The sequence below is a fragment of the Microbispora siamensis genome, assembly GCF_016863095.1.
GTDB classification, from domain to species: Bacteria; Actinomycetota; Actinomycetes; order Streptosporangiales; family Streptosporangiaceae; genus Microbispora; species Microbispora siamensis.
Genome location: NZ_BOOF01000025.1, coordinates 120928 through 143336 on the forward strand (window position 1 = coordinate 120928; position 22409 = coordinate 143336).

The 22409-nt window shown below is 72.1% G+C and carries 20 protein-coding genes; 9 read left to right on the forward strand and 11 right to left on the reverse strand.

What is annotated here, in order from left to right; genetic code table 11:
* Nucleotides 1-8 precede the first annotated feature (8 nt).
* The 5 genes from Msi02_RS21635 to Msi02_RS21655 all read right to left on the reverse strand — a co-directional run bounded on the left by Msi02_RS21635 (nt 9) and on the right by Msi02_RS21655 (nt 6142).
* Complete coding sequence (locus Msi02_RS21635) at nt 9-2621, reverse strand: FtsX-like permease family protein (protein ID WP_204049979.1); 2613 nt, start codon at nt 2619-2621, stop codon at nt 9-11.
* Entirely contained in the window at nt 2618-3361 is a 744-nt protein-coding gene (locus Msi02_RS21640; RefSeq protein ID WP_308441821.1) for an ABC transporter ATP-binding protein, read from the reverse strand. The genes Msi02_RS21635 and Msi02_RS21640 overlap by 4 nt, the downstream gene beginning before the upstream one ends.
* On the reverse strand, nt 3358-3894 hold the full coding sequence (locus Msi02_RS21645; RefSeq protein ID WP_204049980.1) for a PadR family transcriptional regulator: 537 nt from the start codon (nt 3892-3894) through the stop codon (nt 3358-3360). The genes Msi02_RS21640 and Msi02_RS21645 overlap by 4 nt, the downstream gene beginning before the upstream one ends.
* 117 nt (nt 3895-4011) lie before the next feature.
* Complete coding sequence (locus tag Msi02_RS21650) at nt 4012-4218, reverse strand: hypothetical protein (RefSeq protein WP_079318253.1); 207 nt, start codon at nt 4216-4218, stop codon at nt 4012-4014.
* Nucleotides 4208-6142 (reverse strand): PspC domain-containing protein, encoded by a 1935-nt coding sequence (locus Msi02_RS21655; protein ID WP_204049981.1) that lies wholly within the window; start codon nt 6140-6142, stop codon nt 4208-4210. The genes Msi02_RS21650 and Msi02_RS21655 overlap by 11 nt, the downstream gene beginning before the upstream one ends.
* Nucleotides 6143-6285: 143 nt before the next feature.
* Between Msi02_RS21655 and Msi02_RS21660 the strand changes: the two genes are divergently transcribed.
* From Msi02_RS21660 to Msi02_RS21680, 5 genes are read left to right on the forward strand one after another with little or no spacing between them, the layout of a single operon-like run.
* A complete protein-coding gene (locus Msi02_RS21660; RefSeq protein WP_373308290.1) occupies nt 6286-7461 on the forward strand; it encodes an ATP-binding protein in 1176 nt (391 codons plus the stop codon).
* The gene (locus tag Msi02_RS21665) at nt 7458-8096 is read left to right on the forward strand and encodes a response regulator (protein WP_076432599.1); all 639 of its coding nucleotides are present in this window, start codon (nt 7458-7460) and stop codon (nt 8094-8096) included. The genes Msi02_RS21660 and Msi02_RS21665 overlap by 4 nt, the downstream gene beginning before the upstream one ends.
* A gap of 57 nt (nt 8097-8153) precedes the next feature.
* Nucleotides 8154-9614: a glutamate-cysteine ligase family protein gene (locus tag Msi02_RS21670; protein ID WP_204049983.1), complete on the forward strand. Its 1461-nt coding sequence runs from the start codon at nt 8154-8156 to the stop codon at nt 9612-9614.
* A gap of 59 nt (nt 9615-9673) precedes the next feature.
* The gene (locus tag Msi02_RS21675; protein WP_204049984.1) at nt 9674-10360 is read left to right on the forward strand and encodes a neutral zinc metallopeptidase; all 687 of its coding nucleotides are present in this window, start codon (nt 9674-9676) and stop codon (nt 10358-10360) included.
* A gap of 38 nt (nt 10361-10398) precedes the next feature.
* Nucleotides 10399-11172, forward strand: coding sequence for a CPBP family glutamic-type intramembrane protease (locus Msi02_RS21680; protein ID WP_239108589.1), 774 nt, complete (start codon nt 10399-10401; stop codon nt 11170-11172).
* Here the strand turns inward: Msi02_RS21680 and Msi02_RS44010 are convergent.
* From Msi02_RS44010 to Msi02_RS21700, 4 genes are all read right to left on the reverse strand, one after another.
* Nucleotides 11136-11936, reverse strand: coding sequence for a response regulator transcription factor (locus Msi02_RS44010; RefSeq protein WP_204049985.1), 801 nt, complete (start codon nt 11934-11936; stop codon nt 11136-11138). The genes Msi02_RS21680 and Msi02_RS44010 overlap by 37 nt on opposite strands.
* Complete coding sequence (locus tag Msi02_RS21690) at nt 11933-13090, reverse strand: sensor histidine kinase (RefSeq protein ID WP_204049986.1); 1158 nt, start codon at nt 13088-13090, stop codon at nt 11933-11935. The genes Msi02_RS44010 and Msi02_RS21690 overlap by 4 nt, the downstream gene beginning before the upstream one ends.
* Before the next feature lie 27 nt (nt 13091-13117).
* Nucleotides 13118-13606: a hypothetical protein gene (locus Msi02_RS21695; protein WP_204049987.1), complete on the reverse strand. Its 489-nt coding sequence runs from the start codon at nt 13604-13606 to the stop codon at nt 13118-13120.
* 109 nt (nt 13607-13715) lie between these two features.
* Entirely contained in the window at nt 13716-14450 is a 735-nt protein-coding gene (locus tag Msi02_RS21700; protein ID WP_204049988.1) for a PIG-L deacetylase family protein, read from the reverse strand.
* Nucleotides 14451-14528: 78 nt separating this feature from the next.
* Between Msi02_RS21700 and pcrA the strand changes: the two genes are divergently transcribed.
* Entirely contained in the window at nt 14529-16772 is a 2244-nt protein-coding gene (gene pcrA / locus Msi02_RS21705) for a DNA helicase PcrA (RefSeq protein ID WP_079318269.1), read from the forward strand.
* Nucleotides 16773-17154: 382 nt separating this feature from the next.
* Nucleotides 17155-17721: a copper chaperone PCu(A)C gene (locus tag Msi02_RS21710; protein ID WP_204049989.1), complete on the forward strand. Its 567-nt coding sequence runs from the start codon at nt 17155-17157 to the stop codon at nt 17719-17721.
* Between the two features lie 264 nt (nt 17722-17985).
* Here the strand turns inward: Msi02_RS21710 and Msi02_RS21715 are convergent, their stop codons facing one another.
* The gene (locus Msi02_RS21715; protein ID WP_239108590.1) at nt 17986-20004 is read right to left on the reverse strand and encodes a glycoside hydrolase family 71 protein; all 2019 of its coding nucleotides are present in this window, start codon (nt 20002-20004) and stop codon (nt 17986-17988) included.
* A 264-nt stretch (nt 20005-20268) separates the two neighbouring features.
* Nucleotides 20269-21174: a hypothetical protein gene (locus Msi02_RS21720; protein WP_204049990.1), complete on the reverse strand. Its 906-nt coding sequence runs from the start codon at nt 21172-21174 to the stop codon at nt 20269-20271.
* Nucleotides 21175-21333: 159 nt separating this feature from the next.
* On the opposite strand from Msi02_RS21720, the gene Msi02_RS21725 reads away from it, so the two are divergent.
* Nucleotides 21334-21795, forward strand: a complete 462-nt coding sequence (locus Msi02_RS21725; protein ID WP_204049991.1) for a MarR family winged helix-turn-helix transcriptional regulator — start codon at nt 21334-21336, stop codon at nt 21793-21795.
* A 73-nt stretch (nt 21796-21868) separates the two neighbouring features.
* On the forward strand, nt 21869-22270 hold the full coding sequence (gene icmB / locus Msi02_RS21730) for a coenzyme B12-dependent isobutyryl CoA mutase small subunit (protein WP_076433118.1): 402 nt from the start codon (nt 21869-21871) through the stop codon (nt 22268-22270).
* The last annotated feature ends 139 nt before the right edge of the window (nt 22271-22409 follow it).

The window sequence follows — 22409 nt, forward strand, 5'->3', positions numbered from 1 at the left end:
CCCCCTCGTCAGGTCGCCCTCCTTCGGGGAAGCGGCAGGCGCGACCGCGTGAACACGGCGCCGCCGAGCGCGGCCAGCAGGGGAAGCACCACGACGAGCAGGCCGACGAGCGCCCAGGGAATCGCGAACGCCGGTCCGGAGCCCGCCTGTACGATCGCCGACACGCCGTCCTTTCGCAGGATCACCACCTGGTGAACCGCGGGGTGCCGGGCCGTGGCGATGCCCGGTGCGAGACCGGCGAGCACGCCCGTGACCGAGCCCAGTAGCGCGATCACCAGGGCCTGCCCGGCGACGACCGCGCGTTTCACCCGTGGGGCCGCCCCCACGGCCGACATGGTCTCCAGGTCAGGACGCGACTCGGCGGCGGCCAGCATGGTGGCGACGAACGTCATCCCCAGCACGAGCACGGCCGCGGCGATGCCCAGGACGACCAGGAGCATCGTGTTGCCGGGAGCCACCGGCACTTCGAGTCGCACAGTGGCCTTGCCGCTGATCCGCTCCACCGCCGCGGCGATCCGGTCTGCCGTCGCCCTCGGGACGCGGAAGTCCGCGGGATCCACCACGAGCATGGTGATGACGGTGCCGTACCCGTTCTTGGCGGCCACCTCGGGCGCGATGACCGCGCGGGCCCAGCCCTCCCCGGTGGCCCGTACCCCGACGGCGGGCAGCGTGAGCGACTGTGAGTCGTCCGGCCCGGGCCCGGCCGCCAGATCGAGTCTCACCTGCCCCTGCCGGATAACGGCGGGGTTGAGCACGACGGCCTTCCCCTCGTGGAGCGCCGCCACCGCCCGCGGGTCCTCGCGCCTCAGCACGTAGCGGAGCAGGTCCTCGTTCCCCACCAGGAGGTCTCCGGACATGCTCACGTCCGGCAACTCCATCTCATTGGCCGGTGCGTCGATCGACATCGAGGCGTACGCCGGTACTCCGGACTTGGTCGCGAGCATCCGCGCCTCGACGAGCGGCACGCGGGCGGGCAGCTCTCCGCGTACGGCGGAGCGGACGCGATCCCACAGCTCGGGAGTGAGGTCCTGTCCGCTGATCGACAGGGTCCCGGCCGGTGCCTGTGGATGGTCGGGCACGTAGTCCGGCCCCTCGGCCAGCCGGGTCTGCCAGGTGACGCCGACGGCCGTGAGCGCCACGACCGCGGTCATCACCGCGGCGACGGCGGGCGCCGTACGGCCCCTGTTGCGTGCGGCGTCCCTGGCGGCGAACCGGAGCGGCAGGGGGAGCCGGGCGGCGAGCCTGGCGACCGCCGCGATGAGCGCCGGTGTCAGGGCCACCAGACCGAGCTGGGTGACCAGGGCCGAGGTCGCGATCCAACCGAGCTCGTGACCGGCGCTCACGATGGTCGCCGCCGTGCCCGCGACGACGAGCACGATCCCGGGCAGCGGCCGGCCCGCACGGTCTCTGCCTCGCTCGCGCCTGCCCGACAGCACGGCGACGGGGTCCGTACGGCTCGCCGCGACGGCCGGGGCGAGGGCGGCCAGCAATCCGGCGACGACGCCCAGCGCCGCGGCCGTCGCGACCGCCGCCCAGGGGGCGGCGAACGGGCCGAGCAGGTAGCCCGCCCGCTGCTCCAGCAGCGGCCGCGCGAGCCAGGCCGCGCCCACGCCCAGGGCGGCACCGAGGACGGAGGCGGCGACGCCGAACAGCAGGCCGTCGGCGAGCGCGATCGTCCGCAGGTGCGCGGGCGAGCCGCCCTGGACGGCGACGAGCGCGAACTCGCGCGATCTGCGCAGCCGCCCCATGGCGAAGGCCGGCCCGGCCAGCAGGACGACCTCGAGCAGCATGATCCCGACCCACGGCGCGATCTGCGGGAGGGAGGGCCCGGCCCACGACGGCTCGTCCGGCGGAATGCCGTCGATCACCGCCCGGCTGACGACCACGAGGCCGTGTTCGTTGAGCCGCCGCACGTCCGCCCACGTCACCGGACGCGGAGACTCCACGAGCCAGGCGTGCGACATCAGCGTGGGATCCAACCGCCCGAACGCGCTGTCGGGCAGGCTGCCGGGGAAAACCGTGAGGTCGGGCGGGATCCCCGTCAGGTCGAACAGGGCGACGCCGACGACCCGGAGCGGCCGGCGTTCCTCCCCGGCGAAGAGCGTGACGCCGGGAGCCGTGTCCGAGCCCAGCATCGTGGCGGACACGACGGCCTCGCCGGGGGCGGCGGGAAGCCTGCCCTCGGTGAGCCGGAAGGTGCCCCTGGACATCGGATCACGGAGATCGACCTGACGGATCTGTCCCATCCAGTACCCCTCCGGAGTGAGGTATCGGAAATCCGCCTGGGCGACCGGGATGACCCGGCTGCCGGGGTCGAGGAGCGCCGTGATCTCCGCCTGCGTGAAGGGCGTCTGCTTCCGCGCCCCGTCCCAGGAGATCTGCTGTCCCCACGCGTCCTGGGTGAGGCTCGCCCACTCATGGGCACCGGTCACCAGTGCGTCGGCCTGCCCGAGGGGGTAGCGCTGATGGTCGGGCATCGGCCCCGGGCCGAAGACGGCGCTCAGCACGAAGGAGACGAGGGCGACCGGAAGGCCGATCATCGCGAGGATCAGTGCGCTGCGCCACTTCGACCGCCGGGCGTTGCGGCGGGAGATCCGCAACGCGGCCCTGACACCTTTCATCGGGCGGTCTCCATCCCGGCGGCCGCCGAGTCGACGATCTGCCCGTCCTTGAGGAAGACGACGCGGTCGGCCCAGGCGGCGTAGCGGGGCTCGTGCGTGACCAGCAGCACGGCGGCCCCCGCGTCGGCCCGCTGCCGGAGCACCTGGATGATCTCGTCGCCCGCCCGGGTGTCGAGGGCGCCGGTCGGCTCGTCCGCCAGGAGCAGCCGCCGTTCCCCGACCAGCGCGCGGGCGATGGCGGCCCGCTGGCGCTGGCCGCCCGACAGGTCGTCGGGGAACCGGTCGCCGAGGTCGGCGAGCCCGACCTCCTCCAGCACCGCCAAGGCGTCCCGCCTGGCCTTCGCCGTACGGACGCCGTCCAGCTCGCGCGGCAGCGCGACGTTCTCCGCGACGGTCAGCGACGGGATGAGGTTGAGGTCCTGGAAGACGTAGCCGGCGCTCCTGCGGCGCAGCTCCGCCAGTTGCTTCGGTGACAGACCCCGCAGCTCGCGGCCTTCGAGCGTCACCGACCCCTCCGTCGGGCGGTCGAGCCCGCCCGCGAGGTTGAGCAGGGTGGACTTGCCGGACCCGGACGGGCCCATGACCGCGACCAGTTCGCCCGTGTGGACGTCCAGACTGACGCCCCGCAGAGCCTGGACGGCTCGCGTCCCCTCGCCGTGGACGCGTACGACATCGGTCAAGCGCACGACCGGCTCGCCGTCCGGAACGGGTAACCGGTCCGGGGGGTGGTGTTCAGTCACGGATTCTCCTTGGTCGGGCGGATGAGCAGGGCTTCGCAGTGCTCGAGCCAGCGCTGCTCCGCTTCCGCATGGAAGATCATCGAGTCGAGGACGAGGCGCTGCGCGGCCTCCGCGGACGCGTCGAGGCTCCGCTTGGCACGGGTGAGCTCCTGCAGGCCGCGCATCGTCGCGGATCGCTGGGCCGCGATGACCGCCGCCGCGTCCACACCCGGGGTGGTGACGGCCATCGCGAGCTTGATGACGAGCTCGTCGCGGGGCCGGTCGGTTCGGGAGACGGGTTTGGCGAACCACCGGTCGAGCTCGTCGCGGCCTTCCTGGGTGATGGCGTGCCGGACCCGGCCCTGCTCGTCCTGGTCGCCCTGGCCGTCGCGGGACACCAGGCCGTCGCGTTCGAGGCGGGACAGCGTCGTGTAGACCTGCCCGATGTTCAGTGGCCAGGTCGTCGCCGTGGACGTCTCGAATTCGGCCCTGAGCTGGTAGCCGTAGCGCGGGCCCCGGCTCAGCAGGGCGAGCAGGCCGTGTCGTACTGACATGAATACTCAGTATGCATACTGAGTATGCTCCTGGCGGTGGTTCGGCCCGAAAAAGCCGGAAAAGACGAACGGCCGGCGCCGCGCGGACGCGGCACCGGCCGGAAGCAGATCAGCGGATCAGCGGCGGATGGCCTTGGCGAGGATGGCGACGAAGGCCGCGAAGCCCAGCCCCCCGACGAGGATGGGCGCCATGATGACGGCGTCGGGATCGGGCCCGGTCAGGTAGCGGATCCCCATTCCGATGAACAGCAGGCCGCACAGCAGGGCCATCCAGTCCGTACGGTGCACCCGGCGCGGGCGCTCGGGTCGCGACTCAGGCCGCACGGCGCACCTCCACGTCTCCGATACCGGCCTTGACGTGCAGCTCGATCGTCGGCGCGTCGCCTTCGACGGGCGTCTCCGGCTCCAGGACCCGGTCGAAGCTGACGTCGGTACCGTCCTCGACCTTCTGGTCGATCTTCACCTCGCCCAGTTTGGAGGAACCGTGCACCTCCACGCGGGCGGTCGACGGGACGATCACCGTGAGCTGTCCCATCGACACCGAGGCGTCGAACCTGACCCGGCCGCCCGGCTTGAGCGTCACGTCGCTCAGGTCGAGCTTGCCTTCGCCGATGCCCAGTTCGTAGGCGCCGGGCGACTGGACGAAGCCGACGGGGTGCCAGACGAAGCTGCCGACCTTGCGGGGGATGCCGTTCACCGTCGAGCTTCCCACCAGCACGAGGGCCACGATCGTCCCGGCGGCGACCAGCGCGGCGCCCCGGCCGAACCAGGCCGCGACCAGCAGGCCCGCCCCGATCGTGACGAGGACCGCCCCGCCGACGACCGGCAGGCCGACCGACCCGGAGCCGGTCCGCTGCATGGTGACCATGATCCCTCCAACGATCAGGGCGAGGCAGATGGTGAGGCCGCCGATGAACGACCTGGGGCGCTTGGGCTTCGCCGGCCGTGGGGGCGGCGGCGTGGGCGGGGCGTAGGGGCTCGGCGGGTAGGGCGCGGCGTACGGCTGGTACGGCTCACGCCTCGTGTAGGGGCCGTGGGGGGCGAAGGGCTCTCCGGCCCCGTACCCGTGCCCTCCGGCTCCGTGTCCCATGCCGTGCCGGTGCTCCTGGGCGCCGCCGTGGCCGTACGTGCCCGCCCGCGCCTCGCGGGCAAGGTCGGACAGCCGCCGGTAGCCGTCGCCGGCCGGAGCGGCGGAGCCGGAGGGCCCCGGCGCACCGGGAGCCCAGCCGGCCGGCGCCCCGTAGACGTCCGGCCCCGGGTTGCTGGGGCCAAGGGTGTTCGGGTCTGGGGCGGGCTCCGCGGCCAGCCGGCCGACGGGCTCGAAGGGCCGGGTCGGCGGGTCGCCGTCGGGCCGCCCCGCCGGGGCCGCCGCGTCCCCGGCGACGGCCTCCTGGACGAGCGTGTCGTCCACGGCCTTCGGGGTCGTCGCCACCGGGTCCTGGACGATCGTGTCGTGGATCGCGGTCTCGTCCACGGCCGCGTCCTGGACCATCGTGTCCTGGATCGCGGTGTCGTCCGGGGCTCTGCCCGCGGGGGCGCCGGGGGCGTCCGGGCCGGGGACCGCCGTGTCCGTCGCGGCCCCCTGCGCTGCGGCCCCCTGCACTGCGGCCCCCTGCGCTGCGGCCCCCTGCGGCGCCGGCGCCGGTGCCTGCGGCGCCGGTGTCTCCCGCAGCGGTGTCTCCGCCATCGGCGCATCCGCCCCGTACGGCTCCCTCGCGGGCGGCGCGGTGAAGGGCGCGAACGGCGCGAAATTCGGGGTGGCCCGGGTCATGCCGCGCCGTCCGGTCGCCCGCTCGGGCATCGACTTGGCCATCGTCAGCAGATCGACGCCGCGCGCGTGGGCGGCCATCAGCACGATGGCCAGCAACGTGCCGACCACGATCGTGCCGCGGTTGATCCCCCCGGAGGCGACGTTGATGATCAGTCCGAACGCGAAGACCGCGGCCAGCAGCGCGAGCACGGTCTCGGCGTCGAACAGCCGCCTGGTCCACTGCTCCAGGTGACCGGGGCCGCCGCCCGGCTGGCGCATCAGCAGGAACGCCGCGACGTACAGCATGACGCCGATGCCGGAGGCGAGGACCAGCACGGCGAAGCCGACCCGGAAGAGCACGGGGTCCATGCCCGTGAACCTGCCGAGGCCCGCGCAGACGCCCGTGATCATGCGCCCGTCCCGGGAGCGGCTCAGTGCCTTCTCGGGCTCGGGCATGCCGGCGGAGTCGGGAGCGGGGGTCGGTGGTGCCTCGGTCATGGTCCCATCCTGGCCTCGCCCGCCGTACCCCTGCCATCGGGGGAACCCCTGACTCGTCCCCGACCCCTCAGGGGTGGCGTCAGGGCATGCCCTGATGCGCTCATGGCTCGTGACGTGTGACGATGCTTCCCGAGATGTCTGAGATGCCTAACGCCCCCGCGGCGTATCCCCGGATGGTCCGGCCCGCCTCTGGCCGGGTGGTCGCGGGCGTCGCGCAGGGTGCCGCCGCCCAGCTGCGGCTCGACCCCGTCGTGCTGCGCCTCGCGTTCGTGCTGCTCACCGTCGTCGACGGGCTGGGCGTCGTGGCGTACGCCGCGCTGTGGATGTTCACCCCCAAGGAGGAGGTGAAGGGCCGCGAGCCGGCCCGCGAGTGGGGCCAGCTCGCCGCGTACGGCGTGCTGTGGCTGGCGCTGGCGGGCTTCGCGTGGATGACGGGCGCCTCCAGCGGCGGGTTCGGCACGTGGCCGATCGCGGTCGGCGGCATCGGCGCGCTGATCCTGTGGCAGCAGGCCGATCCGGGCCGGCGGCAGCGGTGGATGTCCGGCGCGGTCAAGCAGGTCAGCACGACCTGGGTGCGCACCGGCATCGGGGCGCTGCTCGTCGTCGTGGGCGCGATCGGCTTCCTGGCCGCGAGCGGCGAGCTGGCCAAGGCCAGGACCGGGCTCGTGTTCACCGCGGTCGTCGTCGGCGGCATGCTGATGATCGCCGCGCCCTGGCTGGCCTCGCTCGTGAAGGAGCTCCAGCGGGAGCGCACCGAGCGCATCAGGCAGGAGGAGCGGGCCGAGGTGGCCGCCCACGTCCACGACTCGGTGCTGCACACGCTGACCCTCATCCAGCGCAACGCCCACGACGCGCGGGAGGTCGCCCGGCTCGCCCGGTCGCAGGAGCGGGAGCTGCGCAACTGGCTCTACCAGCCCAAGCAGGACGCCGACGCCACCCTCGCCGCGGCCGTACGGCGGGTCGCGGCCGAGGAGGAGGACGCCCACGGCGTGCAGATCGAGGTGGTCTGCGTGGGCGACTGCGAGCTGAACGAGGGCCTGGTGGCCCTGCTGCAGGCCGCCCGGCAGGCGATGGTCAACGCGTGCAAATACAGTGGGGCTCCGGTCGTCTCCGTCTACGCCGAGGTCGAGCCCGACGAGGTGACGGTGTTCGTCCGGGACCGGGGCAAGGGCTTCGTGCTCGACGACGTCCCCGGGGACCGGATGGGCATCCGCCAGTCGATCATCGGCAGGATGGAGCGCAACGGGGGAAGCGCCCGGGTCAGGACCGAGCCGGGCGACGGAACCGAGGTCATGCTGACCATGAAGAGGGAGCAATGAAGACCGTACGCGTGCTGATCGTCGATGACCACCGGCTGTTCCGGTCCGGCGTACGGGCCGAGCTGGGGCCGTCGATCCAGGTGATCGGCGAGGCCGAGGACGTGGAGTCGGCGGTGACGGCGATCGGCGAGCTGCAGCCCGACGTGGTGCTGCTCGACGTGCACATGCCGGGCGGCGGCGGCCAGGAGGTGCTGCGGCGCGTGCTCGGCTCGGGCTCCCAGGTGCGCTTCCTCGCGCTGTCGGTGTCGGACGCGGCAGAGGACGTGATCGGGGTCATCCGGGGCGGCGCCCGGGGCTACGTGACCAAGACGATCAGCGGTGCCGAGCTGACCGACGCGATCATCAGGGTGTCCGAGGGCGACGCGGTGTTCTCGCCGCGGCTGGCCGGGTTCGTGCTCGACGCGTTCGCCTCGACGGAGGCCCCGCCCATCGACCCGGAGCTCGACTCGCTCACCCAGCGGGAGCGCGAGGTGCTGCGGCTGATCGCCCGGGGCTACGCCTACAAGGAGATCGCCAAGGAGCTGTTCATCTCGGTGAAGACGGTCGAGACGCACGTGTCGAGCGTGCTGCGCAAGCTGCAGCTGTCCAACCGGCACGAGCTGTCGCGCTGGGCCACCGCCAGACGTCTGGTCTGAACCCGTCTGCGCGGACCCGTCTGGTGCGATCGCCCCTCGGCGTGCGACGCTCAGTTAATGGGCCGTGACGTACCCTCCGTCTCCTTCAGCCGGGAGGACCGCCGTCGCTACCGGGACAAGGTGAAGCTGTCGCTGGACGTCCTGGCCGAGATGCTGCGGGAGTCGCGGTTCGGGTTCGACCGGCCCCAGATGGGCCTGGAGATCGAGCTGAACCTGGTCGACTCCCGGGGCGAGCCGGCGATGAAGAACGCCGAGGTCCTGGCCGCCATCGCGGAGCCCGACTGGGCGACGGAGCTGGGCCAGTTCAACGTCGAGATCAACATCCCGCCGCAGGTGCTGTCCGGAGAGGGCAGCCGCCTGCTCGAGGAGTCCGTACGGCTGCGCCTCAACCGGGCGCAGGAGCGGGCGGCGCGCGTCGGCGGGCAGCTCATGCTGGTCGGCATCCTGCCGACGCTGCGCGAGAGCGACGTCAGCGAGGGAACGCTGTCGGCCAACCCCCGCTACAAGCTGCTGAACGAGCAGATTTTCGCCGCCAGGGGCGAGGACCTGCACCTCGTGATCGAGGGGGTGGACCGGCTCGACACCTACGCCGACAGCATCACCCCCGAGGCGGCGTGCACGAGCGTGCAGCTCCACCTGCAGGTCAGCCCCGAGACGTTCGCCGACCACTGGAACGCGGCCCAGGTCATCGCCGGTCCGCAGGTCGCGGTCGCGGCCAACTCGCCGTTCCTGTTCGGCAAGGAGCTGTGGCGCGAGACCAGGATCAGCCTGTTCGAGCAGGCCACCGACACCAGGCCCGAGGAGCTGAAGGCCCAGGGCGTGCGGCCGCGCGTCTGGTTCGGGGAGCGGTGGATCACCTCGGTCTTCGACCTGTTCGAGGAGAACGTCCGCTACTTCCCCGCGCTGCTGCCGCTGTGCGACGAGGAAGACCCGAGGCGGATCCTCGACGAGGGCGGCGTGCCCGAGCTGCACGAGCTGCGCCTGCACAACGGCACCGTCTACCGCTGGAACCGGCCCGTCTACGACGTCTCCGACGGCGTCCCCCACCTGCGGGTGGAGAACCGGGTGCTGCCCGCCGGGCCGACGGTGGCCGACATCGCCGCCAACGCCGCGTTCTACTACGGGCTCATGCGCGTACTCCCGGCGGCCGAGCGGCCCGTGTGGACGCGCATGTCCTTCGCCGCGGCCGAGGACAACCTCCGCAACGCCGCGCGGCACGGCCTCGACGCCCGCCTCTACTGGCCGGGCCTGGGGGAGGTGCCCGCCGCCGAGCTGATCCTGCGCAGGCTGCTGCCCATGGCCTACCACGGGCTCGACCTGTGGGAGGTCGACCCGGTCCAGCGCGACCGGCTGCTCGGCATCATCGAGCGGCGCTGCGTGACCGGCCGTACGGGGGCGGACTGGCAGGTCAGGACGGCCCGCGCGTTCGGCGGCGACCACGAGGCGCTGCGCCGCATGACCCTCCGCTACCTGCAGCACATGCACACCAACGAGCCCGTCCACACCTGGGGGATGTGAGGCCCTCGCGTTCGGCGACGGCGCAAATCTTTGCCGTCCAAATGGGTATCCACATGGAAATGACCCGCCGTACACTGGCCGCGCTCCTGATCCTGGCGCTCCTGGTCGCCTCCTGCGGCACGCTCACCGGCTCCCCGCCCGACCGGGCGCAGCCGGGGGACGCGGCGTCCCGGGGAACGCCGTGCGAGGGCACGGGCGACGACTTCCCCGGCGACGTCAAGCTGGCCCGGTGCCTCACCGAGTGGTTCTGGTCGCAACGCTTCCGGGAGAGCGGCGGCACCTACCGCCCGATCACCCGCTTCGTCGCCTACCAGGGGAACAACGGCCCCGACTGCGGCGGGCAGTCGGCCGTGCCCGAGAACGCCTTCTACTGTCCGTACGGCCATTTCATCGCCTACGACGCGACCTGGCTCAAGGCGATGTACGACCAGATGGGCGACGGGGCGGTCTACGTCGTGATCCCCCACGAACTGGGGCACGCCGTGCAGGCCCAGCTCGTCGAGGACTTCCGCTTCAACGTGCAGCGGGAGCTCCAGGCCGACTGCTACGCGGGGGCCGCGCTGAGCGGCCTGATCCGGGTGGGTGTGCTGGGCGCCGAGCAGGGCGACGAGGAGGAGCTGCTCACCAACCTCCAGGCGGCGGGCGACCCCACCGACGCCTGGTGGGCGCCGGACGCCCACGGCACCCCGCGACAGCGCCAGCAGTACTTTACCCACGGCTACACCGAGGGCGTGGGGGCCTGCTGAGGCCGGGCTCGCCGGGCGGCGATGGGAGCATGGCGGGCGTGACGACGAACCGGACGAGGCGGGCGGGCGTGCTCGGGGGCGCTCTCGGGGTGCTCGCGGCGGCGAACGTGCTCAACAACCGCGTCGCCAGGCGATGGGCGCCGCTGACCTCGGCGGTCGCGACCGGCGCGCTGCTGGCGCTCGCCCGGCGCGAGGGACTGACCTGGCAGGAGCTGGGCTTCCGCCGCGCCCGCGCCGGCGCCGTGACCGGCGGCGCGCTCGCCGCCGGCGTCGTGGCCGTGTACGCCGCCGGAGTGGCCCACCCGCGCACCCGCGCGCTCTTCCACGACGAGCGCGCACTCGCGCTGTCGCGTCGCCGGGTGCTGGAGGAGGCCCTGGTGCAGGTGCCGTTCGGGACCGTGCTGCTGGAGGAGGCGGGCTTCCGCGGGGTGCTGCCCGCCCTGCTCGGCCGCTCGCTTCCGGCCCGTACGGCGGTCGCCGCCTCGGCCGCCCTGTTCGGGCTGTGGCACGTGCTGCCCGCCCTGGACATGGCCAGGGCCAACCCCGCACTCGGCCGCCTGACCGCCGGGGAGAACCCGGACGAGGGCACCGGCCTGATGGAGACGGGACGGCTGGAGACGGGACGGCTGGTGGCGGGAACGGTGGCGTCCACCGCGGTCGCCGGGCTCGTGTTCCACGGGCTGCGCCACCGCGCCGGGCTGCTCGCACCCGCGCTGCTCCACCTGGCGACGAACTCCCTCGGCTACGCCGCCGCCCGGGTGGCCCGCGGCCTGGATCAGCCCTCGCGGGGGTCGGCCAGACCGGTCCGGTAGGCGTACGCGACCGCCTGGGCCCGATCGCGCACCCCGGCCTTGGCGAAGAGGTTGTTGATGTGCGTCTTGACCGTGGCCTCGCCGATGAACAGGGCGGCGGCGATCTCGGCGTTCGACAGGCCGCGCGCGATGAGCCGCAGCACCTCGGCCTCGCGCGGAGTCAGCCCGCCGGGCGGCGTCCCGGCGCCGGCCGATGTCCCGGCATCCGGCGTCCCCGCTCCCGGCGTCCGGCGTGCTCGGGCCGCCTCGCGGGCGTGGCGCGGCGAGAAACGCGACCGGTGAGCAGGCGCGGCGGCCGGGCCGGGCGTTTCGCCGGGCGGTGCGGTGCCGGTGCCGCCGCCCGTGCCGGTCACGGTGTTCAGGAGGCGGCGCTGCACGCCGGGGTCGAGCTGGGCGTCGCCGTTCATCACCGTGGTGACGGCGCGGGCGATCTCCTCGGCGTCGGCGCTCTTGGTGAGGAAGCCGCGCGCCCCGGCCCGCAGCGCGGCGAAGACCGACTCGTCGTCGGTGTACGTCGTGAGCACGACGACCTGGGTGTCCGGGAACTCGGCGCGGATCCTGCGGGTGGCCTCCACGCCGTCCATCCGGGGCATGCGCAGGTCCATGAGCACGACGTCGGGCCGTTCGCCCGCGACCAGGCGGAGCGCGGCCTCGCCGTCGGACGCCGACCCCACCACCTCGATGTCCGGCAGCAGGCCGAGCAGCAGGACGAGCCCGTCGCGCACCACGGCCTGGTCGTCGACCACGAGCACGCGGGCGGTCATGCCGGCACCCGCAGCCGGACCCGGAAACCGTCCTCGGTCTCGCCGGCCTCCAGGGTGCCGCCCAGGAGTTCGGCGCGTTCGCGCATGCCCACGAGACCGTATCCTCCCCCCGGCGTCCCGGGCTCGTCACTCGGGGGGTTGACGACCTCCAGCTCGCACTCCCGGTCGCCGAAGCTCAGCCGTACGGTGGCGGGAGAGCCGGGGGCGTGCCGCCGCACGTTGGTGACGGCCTCCTGGGCGGTGCGGATCATCGCCAGCTCGGTCTCGGGCGGCAGGCGGCGTTCGAACCCGGAGACGACGACGGCGCACTCCTTGCCGGTCGCGTCGCGGAACTCCCCGGCGAGCGCGTCCAGCGCGGCGGGCAGCGGCTGGGCGTCGTCGCGGAGCGCGGCCACGGCCCTGCGCGCCTCTTCGAGGCCCTTCTTGGCCAGCTCGCGGGCGCGTTCCACCCGGTCGAGCGCCTCCGGCGACCGGTCGGCGCGCAGCAGCAGCCGGGCGCCTTCGAGGTGCACGATCTGCGCGGACAGGGAGTGCGCCAGGATGTCGTGGATCTCCCTGGCGATCCTGGCGCGCTCGGCCAGCACGGCCTCGCCCGCCTGGGCGGCCGTGGCGGCCCTGCGCTGCCTGATGGCGTAGGCGACCGCGAAGACGACGCAGACGGAGACGCACAGGCTGACGTCGCGCTCCTGCGCGTCGGGGGCGACCGGCGGCAGCAGGCCCGTGACGCTCGACCCCAGGCCCGCCAGGGCCAGCAGCAGGAGCGGCAGCGACCGGCTGAGCGGGTGCCGTACGGCCGCGGCTCCGACGCAGAACATGAGTACGGCGACGGCCGGGCCGCTGTCCGAGACCATGTCGAGGGCGATGGTCGCCACGAGGGCGAGCCCGATGAGGACGGCCTCCGCGGGCCCGTCGTTCCAGCGCCGCGGCAGGATCGGCCAGAGCCGGACGGCGACCATGAGGGTCAGTGCGACGGCGATCGCGGCGGTCAGCGCGGTGACGGCGAGCCGGTCGCCGGTCAGGCCGAACCCCGGCGGGCTGGTCGCCTGCCCGCCGACCAGCATGGCGATCACTGCCAGGCGCAGGCACGCAGCGGCGATCGCGTTCCTGCGGCGGGACTCCGGGCCGGCCTGGACATGTCCGTCACGACTGGGCACGTCCCGACGTTAGCGCCACTCCCGGCGCTAGCGGGCCGTCTGGACACCCGATACGGGGACGGTGGGCAGGGCGTTCGCCCGCCGGGCGACGACCAGGAACTGGACGCCGAGGGTCACGCCGACGAACAGGAGCACGGAGGTCTGCGACGAGGCGAGGCCGAGGAGGGAGGTCAGGGCGATCATCGCGATCCGGACGGCGATGGAGCCCACCCAGGCGACCAGGGTCGTGACGGTGCCCTGCGACCACGCCACGCCGTGCTGGTCGCGCCACACACGTGTCGTCATGGCCCGCAGCACGCCGAGGCCGGCGGCCACGAGGAGTTCCGCGACGAGCACGGCGAGGCTCAGCGCCGTGTGGCGGGGATCGACGAGCGCGCCGCCGCCGAGGCCGCCCACGACCATCACGGCGGCGATGATCAGACCCACGGGCCTGGCGACCGGCCTCGGCTTCATCTGCCGGTAGATCAGGAGGGCGAGTACGGCCAGGGCGACGACGACGATCTGTGCGGTTTCCATGCGCACGACGGTAGGAAGACCGGGCGCGCACCGGATCGGAGCGCGGGTGGAAACCGGGGTGGAGATCAGGCGATCTCCACCCGGGGGTGGAGGGCCGGGCGCGTCCGGTTCAGGCGGTGTCGACCCGCTGGAACGCCTCCGCGTACGAGCCCTCGGGGAGGCCCGCGGCGGCGGCGTGACCGGAGAGCCAGCCCTTGACCATGGCGTCCAGGTCGGGGACGTGCGCGGTCTGGCTCTCGTGCGCGCGCAGCGCGGCGATCTTGCGATCGACGGTGGAGGTGACGTCGACGTAGTGGTTGACGGTCATCCCGCCCGTGAGCCACACCTCGCGGACGGTCCAGGCCTCCAGGCCCTCGTCGGCGAGCAGTTCGGGGAAGGTGTACGGGTTGCGCGCGTCGGGGTAGACCGCGTCGAGGGTGGCGCCGCCGACCGCGCGGTGGTCGGGGTGGCTGGGGCCCAGCCGCTCGTAGTTGCGCTCCGGGGTCGAGGTGATGACCAGGTCGGGCCGCACCTGGCGGATCACCCGCGTGATGTCCCGCCGCAGGCCGAGCGTCTGCTCGACCACGCCGTCCTGGTAGCCCAGGAAGCGCAGGTCGGTCACCCCGACGCACTTGGCCGCCGCCGTCTGCTCCGCCCGGCGCAGCGCGGCCATGCCGCCGTTGTCCACCGCCCGGTCGAACCCGCCCGCGTCACCATCGGTGACCAGGCAGTACACCACCTCGGCGCCCGCCTCGGTCAGTCTGGCGACCGTGCCCGCGCCGCCGAAGTCGATGTCGTCGGGGTGCGCGACGACCACCAGCACCTTCTTGATTTCCGCCTCGTCCAGCACGAGCAGCCTCCTCATGGTCCGGCACATCACCTTAAACGGGACTTGCCGGGCGAGTGGGCTCCGGATGTCGGCGCGCGGTCATAACCTAAGGAGGTGTCCACCCGAGCCGCCACTCATCCGTTGCTCGACGGCCTCAACCCGCAGCAGCGGGACGCCGTCACCCACCAGGGCAGTCCGCTGCTGATCGTCGCCGGGGCCGGCTCCGGGAAGACCAGGGTGCTGACGCACCGCATCGCGTACCTGCTGGCGGAGCGTGACGTCCAGCCGGGGGAGATCCTCGCGATCACCTTCACCAACAAGGCCGCCCGCGAGATGAAGGAGCGGGTCGACAAGCTCATCGGGCCGCGGTCCAGGGCCATGTGGGTCATGACGTTCCACAGCGCCTGCGTGCGGATCCTGCGGCGCGAGGCGAAGCGGCTGGGCTTCACCTCCAGCTTCTCGATCTACGACCAGGCCGACTCCCAGCGGCTCATGGCGATGGTGTGCCGTGAGCTCGACCTCGACCCCAAGCGCTACCCGCCGCGCTCCTTCTCGGCCCAGGTCAGCAACTTCAAGAACGAGCTGATCGACTACGAGACGGCGGCCGACCGGGCCTCGACCCATCTGGAACGCACGCTCGCCGAGGCGTACCGCACCTACCAGCGGCGGCTCACCGAGGCCGGCGCGATGGACTTCGACGACCTGATCATGCTGACGGTCACGCTGTTCCAGCTCTTCCCCGACGTGGCCGAGCACTACCGGCGGCGGTTCCGGCACGTGATGGTCGACGAGTACCAGGACACCAACCACGCGCAGTACATGCTGATTCGCGAGCTGGTCGGGCGGCCCGAGGTGCGCACCGCCGACGGCGACGTGGTGCGGGAGGGCGTCGAGCCCTCCGAACTCGTGGTCGTCGGCGACGCCGACCAGTCGATCTACGCCTTCCGCGGTGCGACGATCCGCAACATCCTGGAGTTCGAGCGCGACTATCCGGACGCGCGGACGATCCTGCTGGAGCAGAACTACCGCTCCACGCAGACGATCCTGAACGCCGCCAACGCGGTCATCTCCCGCAATGAGGGCCGCAAGCCGAAGAACCTGTGGTCCGACCAGGGCGCGGGGCCGAAGATCATCGGTTATGCGGCCGACAACGAGCACGACGAGGCCATGTTCGTCGCGCAGGAGGTCGACCGGCTCGGCGACGACCACGGGGTGACCCCCGGCGACGTGGCGGTCTTCTACCGCACGAACGCCGCCTCCCGCGTGTTCGAGGAGATCTTCATCCGCACCGGCCTGCCGTACAAGGTCGTGGGCGGGGTGCGGTTCTACGAGCGCAAGGAGGTCAAGGACCTGCTCGCCTACCTGCGGGTCCTGGCCAACCCGAACGACACGGTGTCGCTGCGGCGCATCCTCAACGTGCCCAAGCGCGGCATCGGCGACCGCGCCGAGGCGATGATCGAGGCGTTCGCCAACCGGGAGCGCATCGGCTTCTGGGAGGCGCTGCGCCGGGCCGACGAGGCGCCGGGCGTGGCCACCCGCTCGCTGAACGCGATCCGCGACTTCGTCACGTTACTGGACGAGTTGCGCGCCAAGGAGCTTCCGCTGTCCGACCTGGCCGAGGAGGTGCTGAGCGCCACCGGCTACCGGACGGAGCTGGAGACCTCGGGCGACCCGCAGGACGAGAGTCGGCTGGAGAACCTCAACGAGCTGATCTCGGTGGCCGCCGAGTTCGAGGAGGCGAACCCGGAGGGCACGCTCGTCGACTTCCTCGAACAGGTCTCGCTGGTCGCCGACGCCGACCAGATCCCGGAGGGGGACGACCACGGCGGGGTGGTCACGCTGATGACCCTGCACACCGCCAAGGGCCTGGAGTTCCCCGTGGTGTTCCTCACGGGCATGGAGGACGGCGTCTTCCCGCACATGCGCTCGCTGAGCGACCCGAAGGAACTGGAGGAGGAGCGCAGGCTGGCGTACGTCGGCATCACCCGCGCCAAGGAGCGGCTCTACCTGTCCAGGTCGGCGGTCCGCTCGGCCTGGGGCGCGCCGTCGTTCAACCCCGCCTCGCGCTTCCTGTCCGAGGTGCCGGGCGACCTGGTCGAGTGGCGCGGCGACCCGGGCAAGACCGCCTGGTCCGCCGCGACCTCCCGCCCGGCCGCCCGTACGGCTCCCGCGCAGAAGCCCGGCGGCCGGCAGATCCCGAACCTGTCGCCGGGCGACCGGGTCACCCACGACACGTTCGGGCTCGGCACCGTGGTGGCGGTGGACGGTCAGGCCGAGAAGACGCGAGTGAAGATCGACTTCGGGAGCGAGGGCGAGAAGACCCTTCTTCTCGCCTACGCGCCGATCGACAAGCTCTGACCGGCAGGCTCTGAAGCCCGTCCTTCCCGGTGCCCATGCTCTTGGGGCGTACGAGGCGGCGGGAAACGCGGCGCCATGCCGTCGCAAGGGCGTTGGAGAGCAAGTAAGCGTTGGAGAGTAGGTAAAAGCCCAGGTCGTCGGCATTTCTGCCGTCTTGTGACCGCCGCCGGACCGGTCGCATACTGGCGTGGAGCGATGGCCTTCTCCGAGCCCGGGCGAGACCCGCGAAGCGGGGGCGCTCAGCGGCGAACTCGGCGGGATCACCGTCGGCGGCGCGGAGCGCCGGCGATTCCGGTCGGCTCATGTTCAGATCATCGGACCGCCTGACGGGAGGACCGACCCGAAGCGCCACATTCTGAGCTGCCTGACCAGGGAGCGCCGCATGATCACGTCATCTCACCGTCGTCGTACGGATCACCGGCGAGTAGTGGCGCTGTGCATCCTGCTCGCGACCTGCCTGGCGTTGGCGCTACAGGCGTGCGACTCCCCGCGGCAGCGGGCCAGGCCCCACGGCACCTGGAGCAGGGGCGGACTGGTCGACGGGCAGATCGGCCCGGTGCGGCTGCTGCACGTGCACATCCTCGCCCCGCCCATGGACGAGCAGAAGGCCGGCGACGACCTGGGGCTGTACCTGACCCTGGTCAACAACAGCGACAGACCGCAGACGCTCGACGGCGTCAGCACCGTCCACGCCGAGCGGGTCGTTTACCGGCAAGGGCCGTCCTCCCCCCGGCAGGCCGTCAATGTGACGATTCCCGCTCACGGGACCGTCTCCCTCCAGCAAGGCCACGACCGCCCGCACCTGGAGCTCGTCGACATCCACCGCCCGCTCGGTGCGACCCCCATCGACGTCACGTTCCGCTTCCCCACTGCGGGCACGATCACCCTTCGCATCCCCGTCCTCCCGCTGTCACGAGGGGCCGGATCGCCCACACCCGGCCACAGTTAGTCCCGGCTGGGCGTCCGGAGCGGCCGGCCACCGGGTGACCCGCCATCCTGAACGACGTGGCCGGCGCCGCCACCGGGTCGGCGGCGGGGGCCTGTGCCCGAGAAGGGAGTACGTGCCCTCCGGGTTCAGGAGGGCAGCCCGGGGATTCTCGCGGCCGGTAATTACGGGAATCACGAAATTCAGATTTCCTAAAGGCCCCGGCCCCGGTGGTCGTGCAGACCACCGGGGGCCGAGGGCGCGTCATGGACTCCGGGTGTCCTGCCGTCAGGGCCGGCCGCTCGACGCCGCGCGGTAGTGCAGATCCTGCACGTACGGCGTCGCGGTGATGGCGAAGGGCGACACCACCGTGGCCACGTTCGTGGAATTGCGGGAGACCGAGGCCGAGGCGGAGCCCGGCCGCAGGGCGAACGTCTTGGCGTAGACCCCGGCGGGCGCGTCGTAGGTCTGCCCGGTGCCGCCGACGTCCACACTGACCTGGGCCGCCGCGGTCAGCATGGTCAGCACCTCGACCGTGTCCCGCGGCTGCGTGCTGCCCGTACGGAGCTTCATCAGCTTCGTCTCGCCGTAGGAGGGGGTGGCCGCGACCGGGTGCACCCGGTGCGTCAGGTATGCCACGTCCTTGGTGATCGCGGGGCAGCCGAGCTTGTAGCAGGTCAGGTAGTAGGCGCTGATGTCGAGGTAGGTCCACCCGGCGTTCCTCGACGGGGCGAACTGGGTGTTCTCCGAGTAGTCGTTCCAGGTGACGAGCTGGACCCAGTCGGCCTCGCCGTCGATCGCGCCTTTCCAGGTGGCCCGGAGGTTCTCCGTGTTGGCGGCCTCGTCGTAGATGCCCTGGTTGGGCCGCTCGTCCTGGACGGACACCGGCTGCATCCAGATCTTGCCCATGTCGTGCGCGCGGTCGATGTTGGCCGTCAGGCCGCTGTTGGCGGCGGGGCTGCGGCCGCCCCAGTTGGCGAAGCCGTAGCTGATCGAGCTGAAGGCGTCGCGATACTTGTTGAAGTCGAGGAAGCAGGGGACGAGGGCGACCTTGATGCCGTGCTCGGTCTCCATGGTCGTCATCCAGTCCGCCCACCAGGCGGCGGTGCGTCCCTCCGCCTTGAAGGGCGCGACGACCAGCCGGTTGTCGCCGAGCCGGTAGACCGACTTCGAGGCCGCCAGCGTGGCCACGGCGTCGGCCAAGGCCGCGCTGTCGGCCGAGGCGAGGCCGTTCATGTCGGGCATGAGCACGATCTTGAAGGCGGGATCGACGGCCTCGGCGGCCTGGATGAGCTTCTGAACCCGGGTCCAGTGGGTGCCCGTCAACGACAGGATGTCGACGGTGAAGCCGTCCAGCCCGGCCGCGATGGCCTGCCGCACCTCGGTCGTGAAGTCGGCCAGCGCCCAGTCGCCGGTGAGCGGGTCACGTCCGAGGGGCCGGTCGCGCAGCAGCCCGCCGTAGGCGGAGTGCTTGCCGCTTTCGCCGTCGGGATTGAGGTAGTTCCTGGTGTAGTAGTCGTCCGCCGGGGCCTTGTTGTCGAGCGAGACCGGGTAGGGCGTGAAGTAGTGGGCGAACACCTTTTGGGCCGACGCCCGGAGCTGAGCCGTCGTGGGCATGGTGAACGGCAGCGGCCCCGCCGTGCCCTCGGTATAGCTGATCTTCAGTGTGGGGGTCAGGGCCTCGCCCGCCCGAGAGGAGTGCAGGACGGTCGTGGTCGCCGAGGTGCCGGTCAGCGCGAAGGCGTAGGTTCCGTTGCCCTTGACCACCGAGGAGACGTCGAGCGTGGCGGTCCCGCCGGCGGTGAACCCGCTGTGCGAGTCGATCACCTCGCCCATGGCCGGCCGGGTGTTCCAGGTGGTGCCGGTCTCCGTCCAGGCGCCGGTCACCGGACGGACCGCGATGGTGGTGTCGGTCGTTCTCGCCGAGGTCACGGCGAGGGTCACGGTGACGCCTGCGGCGCCTGCGGGGATGCCGGCGACCGTGAACCGGACGAGGGCGACGCGCTGCCCGGCGGCCGTGCCGCCGCAGGCGCTGCCGCACACGCTCATCCAGGTCGCGGTGCCGAAGTTCTTGGTGGGCTCCGCCTCGCTCACGAAGACGTCGTCGGTGGCGGCGACGCTCGTGGAGACGGCCCCGGCCGTGGAGATGGCCGCCGAGGTGCCTGTGGTGGTGAGGGCGGTGCCGGTCGCGGACGCGGGCGTGGGAGCGAGCACGGCCGCCAGCAGGGTGGCGAACATCGCCAGCGCCGGCAGGAGTCCGCGATGCGCCCCGGTTCTCAGGGGCGAGCGTTGGGACTGCGTAGTCATCAGCCCAGATTGGGACAAGATCGATCAGCATGCACGATCTTCGCCGAAGTCGCCCGACTTGGAACGATGACAATTTCGGTGCGCCCGAAACGGCATACGACCCCGGGCCGTCGGCGCCCGCGAAGCAGGCGCGCCGGACGCCCGGAAACGGACTGAAACGGAGCGGCCGGCCCCCGGGTGTGATCACCCAGGGGCCGGCCGCCTCTGTTCAGCGCCGCGCGGGGGGCTCGGCCGCGCGGTTCAGTGCCTGATCGCCCGCCCGGTTCAGTTGTTGGGCAGGATGACCGTGCCCGGCGTCTCCGGCACGTCGCCGTCGAGGTCGGACAGGTTCGCGACCTGGCTCTTCGGCGGCGCCTTGACCGTGACCTTCCCGCCCCAACCGGCGAACGTGGTGACGTCGCTCAGGGTGAAGGTGACGGAGTCGCCCTTGGCCTTCATCTTCAGGTCCGCGCTGGCCGAGGAGCGGCGGACGAGCTGGTCGGAGCCGATCCACAGCTTCCAGGACACGACGGTCTTGGCGGGGTCGGCCCCCAGGCCGCCGAAGCTTTCCTTGATGCCCGGGCTGACCTTCATGAGCTGCGCCAGCGAGATGCTGCCGCGGTAGAGCGTGGTCTTCGCGCCGTTGACGCTGCCGCCCGGACCCTTGGCCTTGGTGGTCGCGAGGACCGCCTTGAGGTTGCGCCAGTCGGCGGGGTTCAGGAACTCGCCCAAGCTCGATGAGGAGCCCGGCCGCTGGGCGGGGAGCCGCAGCCAGGTCTTGCCCTCGGGCAGCACGCTCGCGAAGACCCCGCCCGAGAGGTAGCCCGTGCTACCGATGACGATCGCGTGGAGGGGCTTCTCCGCGTCCTTCAGGTCCTCGTTCTCCTCCTTCAGCAGGTCGTTGTACTTGAGCTTCTGCGTGCTGTCCGAAGCGACGACGCCGGACCGGCCGAAGGCCATTGCGCCGTTCGCGGTGAATTTGATGGCCGTGACGCCGGCCACGCTCAGCGTGCCCGAGGAGACGAACCGCACGCCGTGGCCGGCGACGTACTGCTTGCGCAGCGCCGCCACCGGGTCGGCGGCGGGGGCCTGCGCCTGAGTAGAGGTCTGAGCCTGCGCGGGGGCGGCGATGGCGGGCGCCACGAGCGCGGCCGTCGCGGCGCACGCCAGCGCCATGAGTGCTCGCTTCAAGGTGATTCCTCCCGTAAGTGCCCTCAAGATCAGGAGGGCAGCTTGGGAATCCTTGCGGTTCATGATCACAGAGAAGTAACGAAAATAAGGATTTCCTGTGAGTATTCAGCTAGTGGCTCGGTATGCGGGCTGATTATTATTTCGCCGCGAAAAGTTCGGATGCGAAAGGACGTCATGGAGGAGAAGGCGGCGGTCGAGGAGATCACACGGCTCTACCCCGCCGTCCACCGGCGCCTGCGCACGTCCGGCCGCCTCCTGCCGGGGGGTGACGTGACCGCCCGCATGCTGTCGGTCCTGCGTCATCTGGCGGCGTACGGGCCGCTCACGGTGGGCGACCTGGCCGGACGCCTGCGGCTGTCGCGGGCCGCGACCACCGAACTCCTCGACCGCGTCGAGAGTCGTGGGCTGGTCGCGCGGATGCGCGACCAGCGCGACCGGCGGCGTGTGTACGTCCGGATCACCGAGAGGGGCCGCACCGCGACCGTGAACGCGGGCCGCGACGATGCCGAGCGCGACGACGACCCGCTGGCGGCGGCCGTGCGCACGATGACCCCGCAGGAGAGGCAGGGGCTCGTGGACGGCCTGCGCGCGCTGCTGCGGGGACGGCCGGCGGGCGGCTGACGCGGGGCCGTTCCACGGAAGGTCCACGGGCGGCGGTTACGCTTCGGGCAGCGGGCACCGTAGGGAGGTCTTCATGGCAGGCAGGATTCGGGTCGTCGTCGCGAAGCCGGGGCTCGACGGGCACGACCGCGGGGTCAAGGTGGTGGCGCGGGCGCTGCGCGACGCGGGCATGGAGGTCATCTACACGGGGCTGCACCAGACGCCGGAGCAGATCGTCCGTACGGCCATCCAGGAGGACGCGGCGGCGATCGGGCTGTCCATCCTGTCCGGCGCCCACATGACCTTGTTCGCCCGGCTCTTCGAGGTCCTGCGCGAGGAGGGCGCCGAGGACATCGTCGTGTTCGGCGGGGGCATCATCCCCGAGGCCGACATCCCCGAACTGGCGAAGATGGGGGTCGCGAGGATATTCACGCCGGGATCCACGACGCAGGAGATCGTGGAATGGGTCCGTTCGGCGGTCCCAGCCACCGTTTAGGCATTTTGCCCAACCTTGCCGTACCCAAGGGTTGTTGGCAAGGCTCCAGTGGGACCCGACGACGCGGCCACGCTCGTACGGGGACTAGGCTTCATGCGCGGAAACGCCGGGCGGGACGACGGCGCCCGGCCTCGGACAT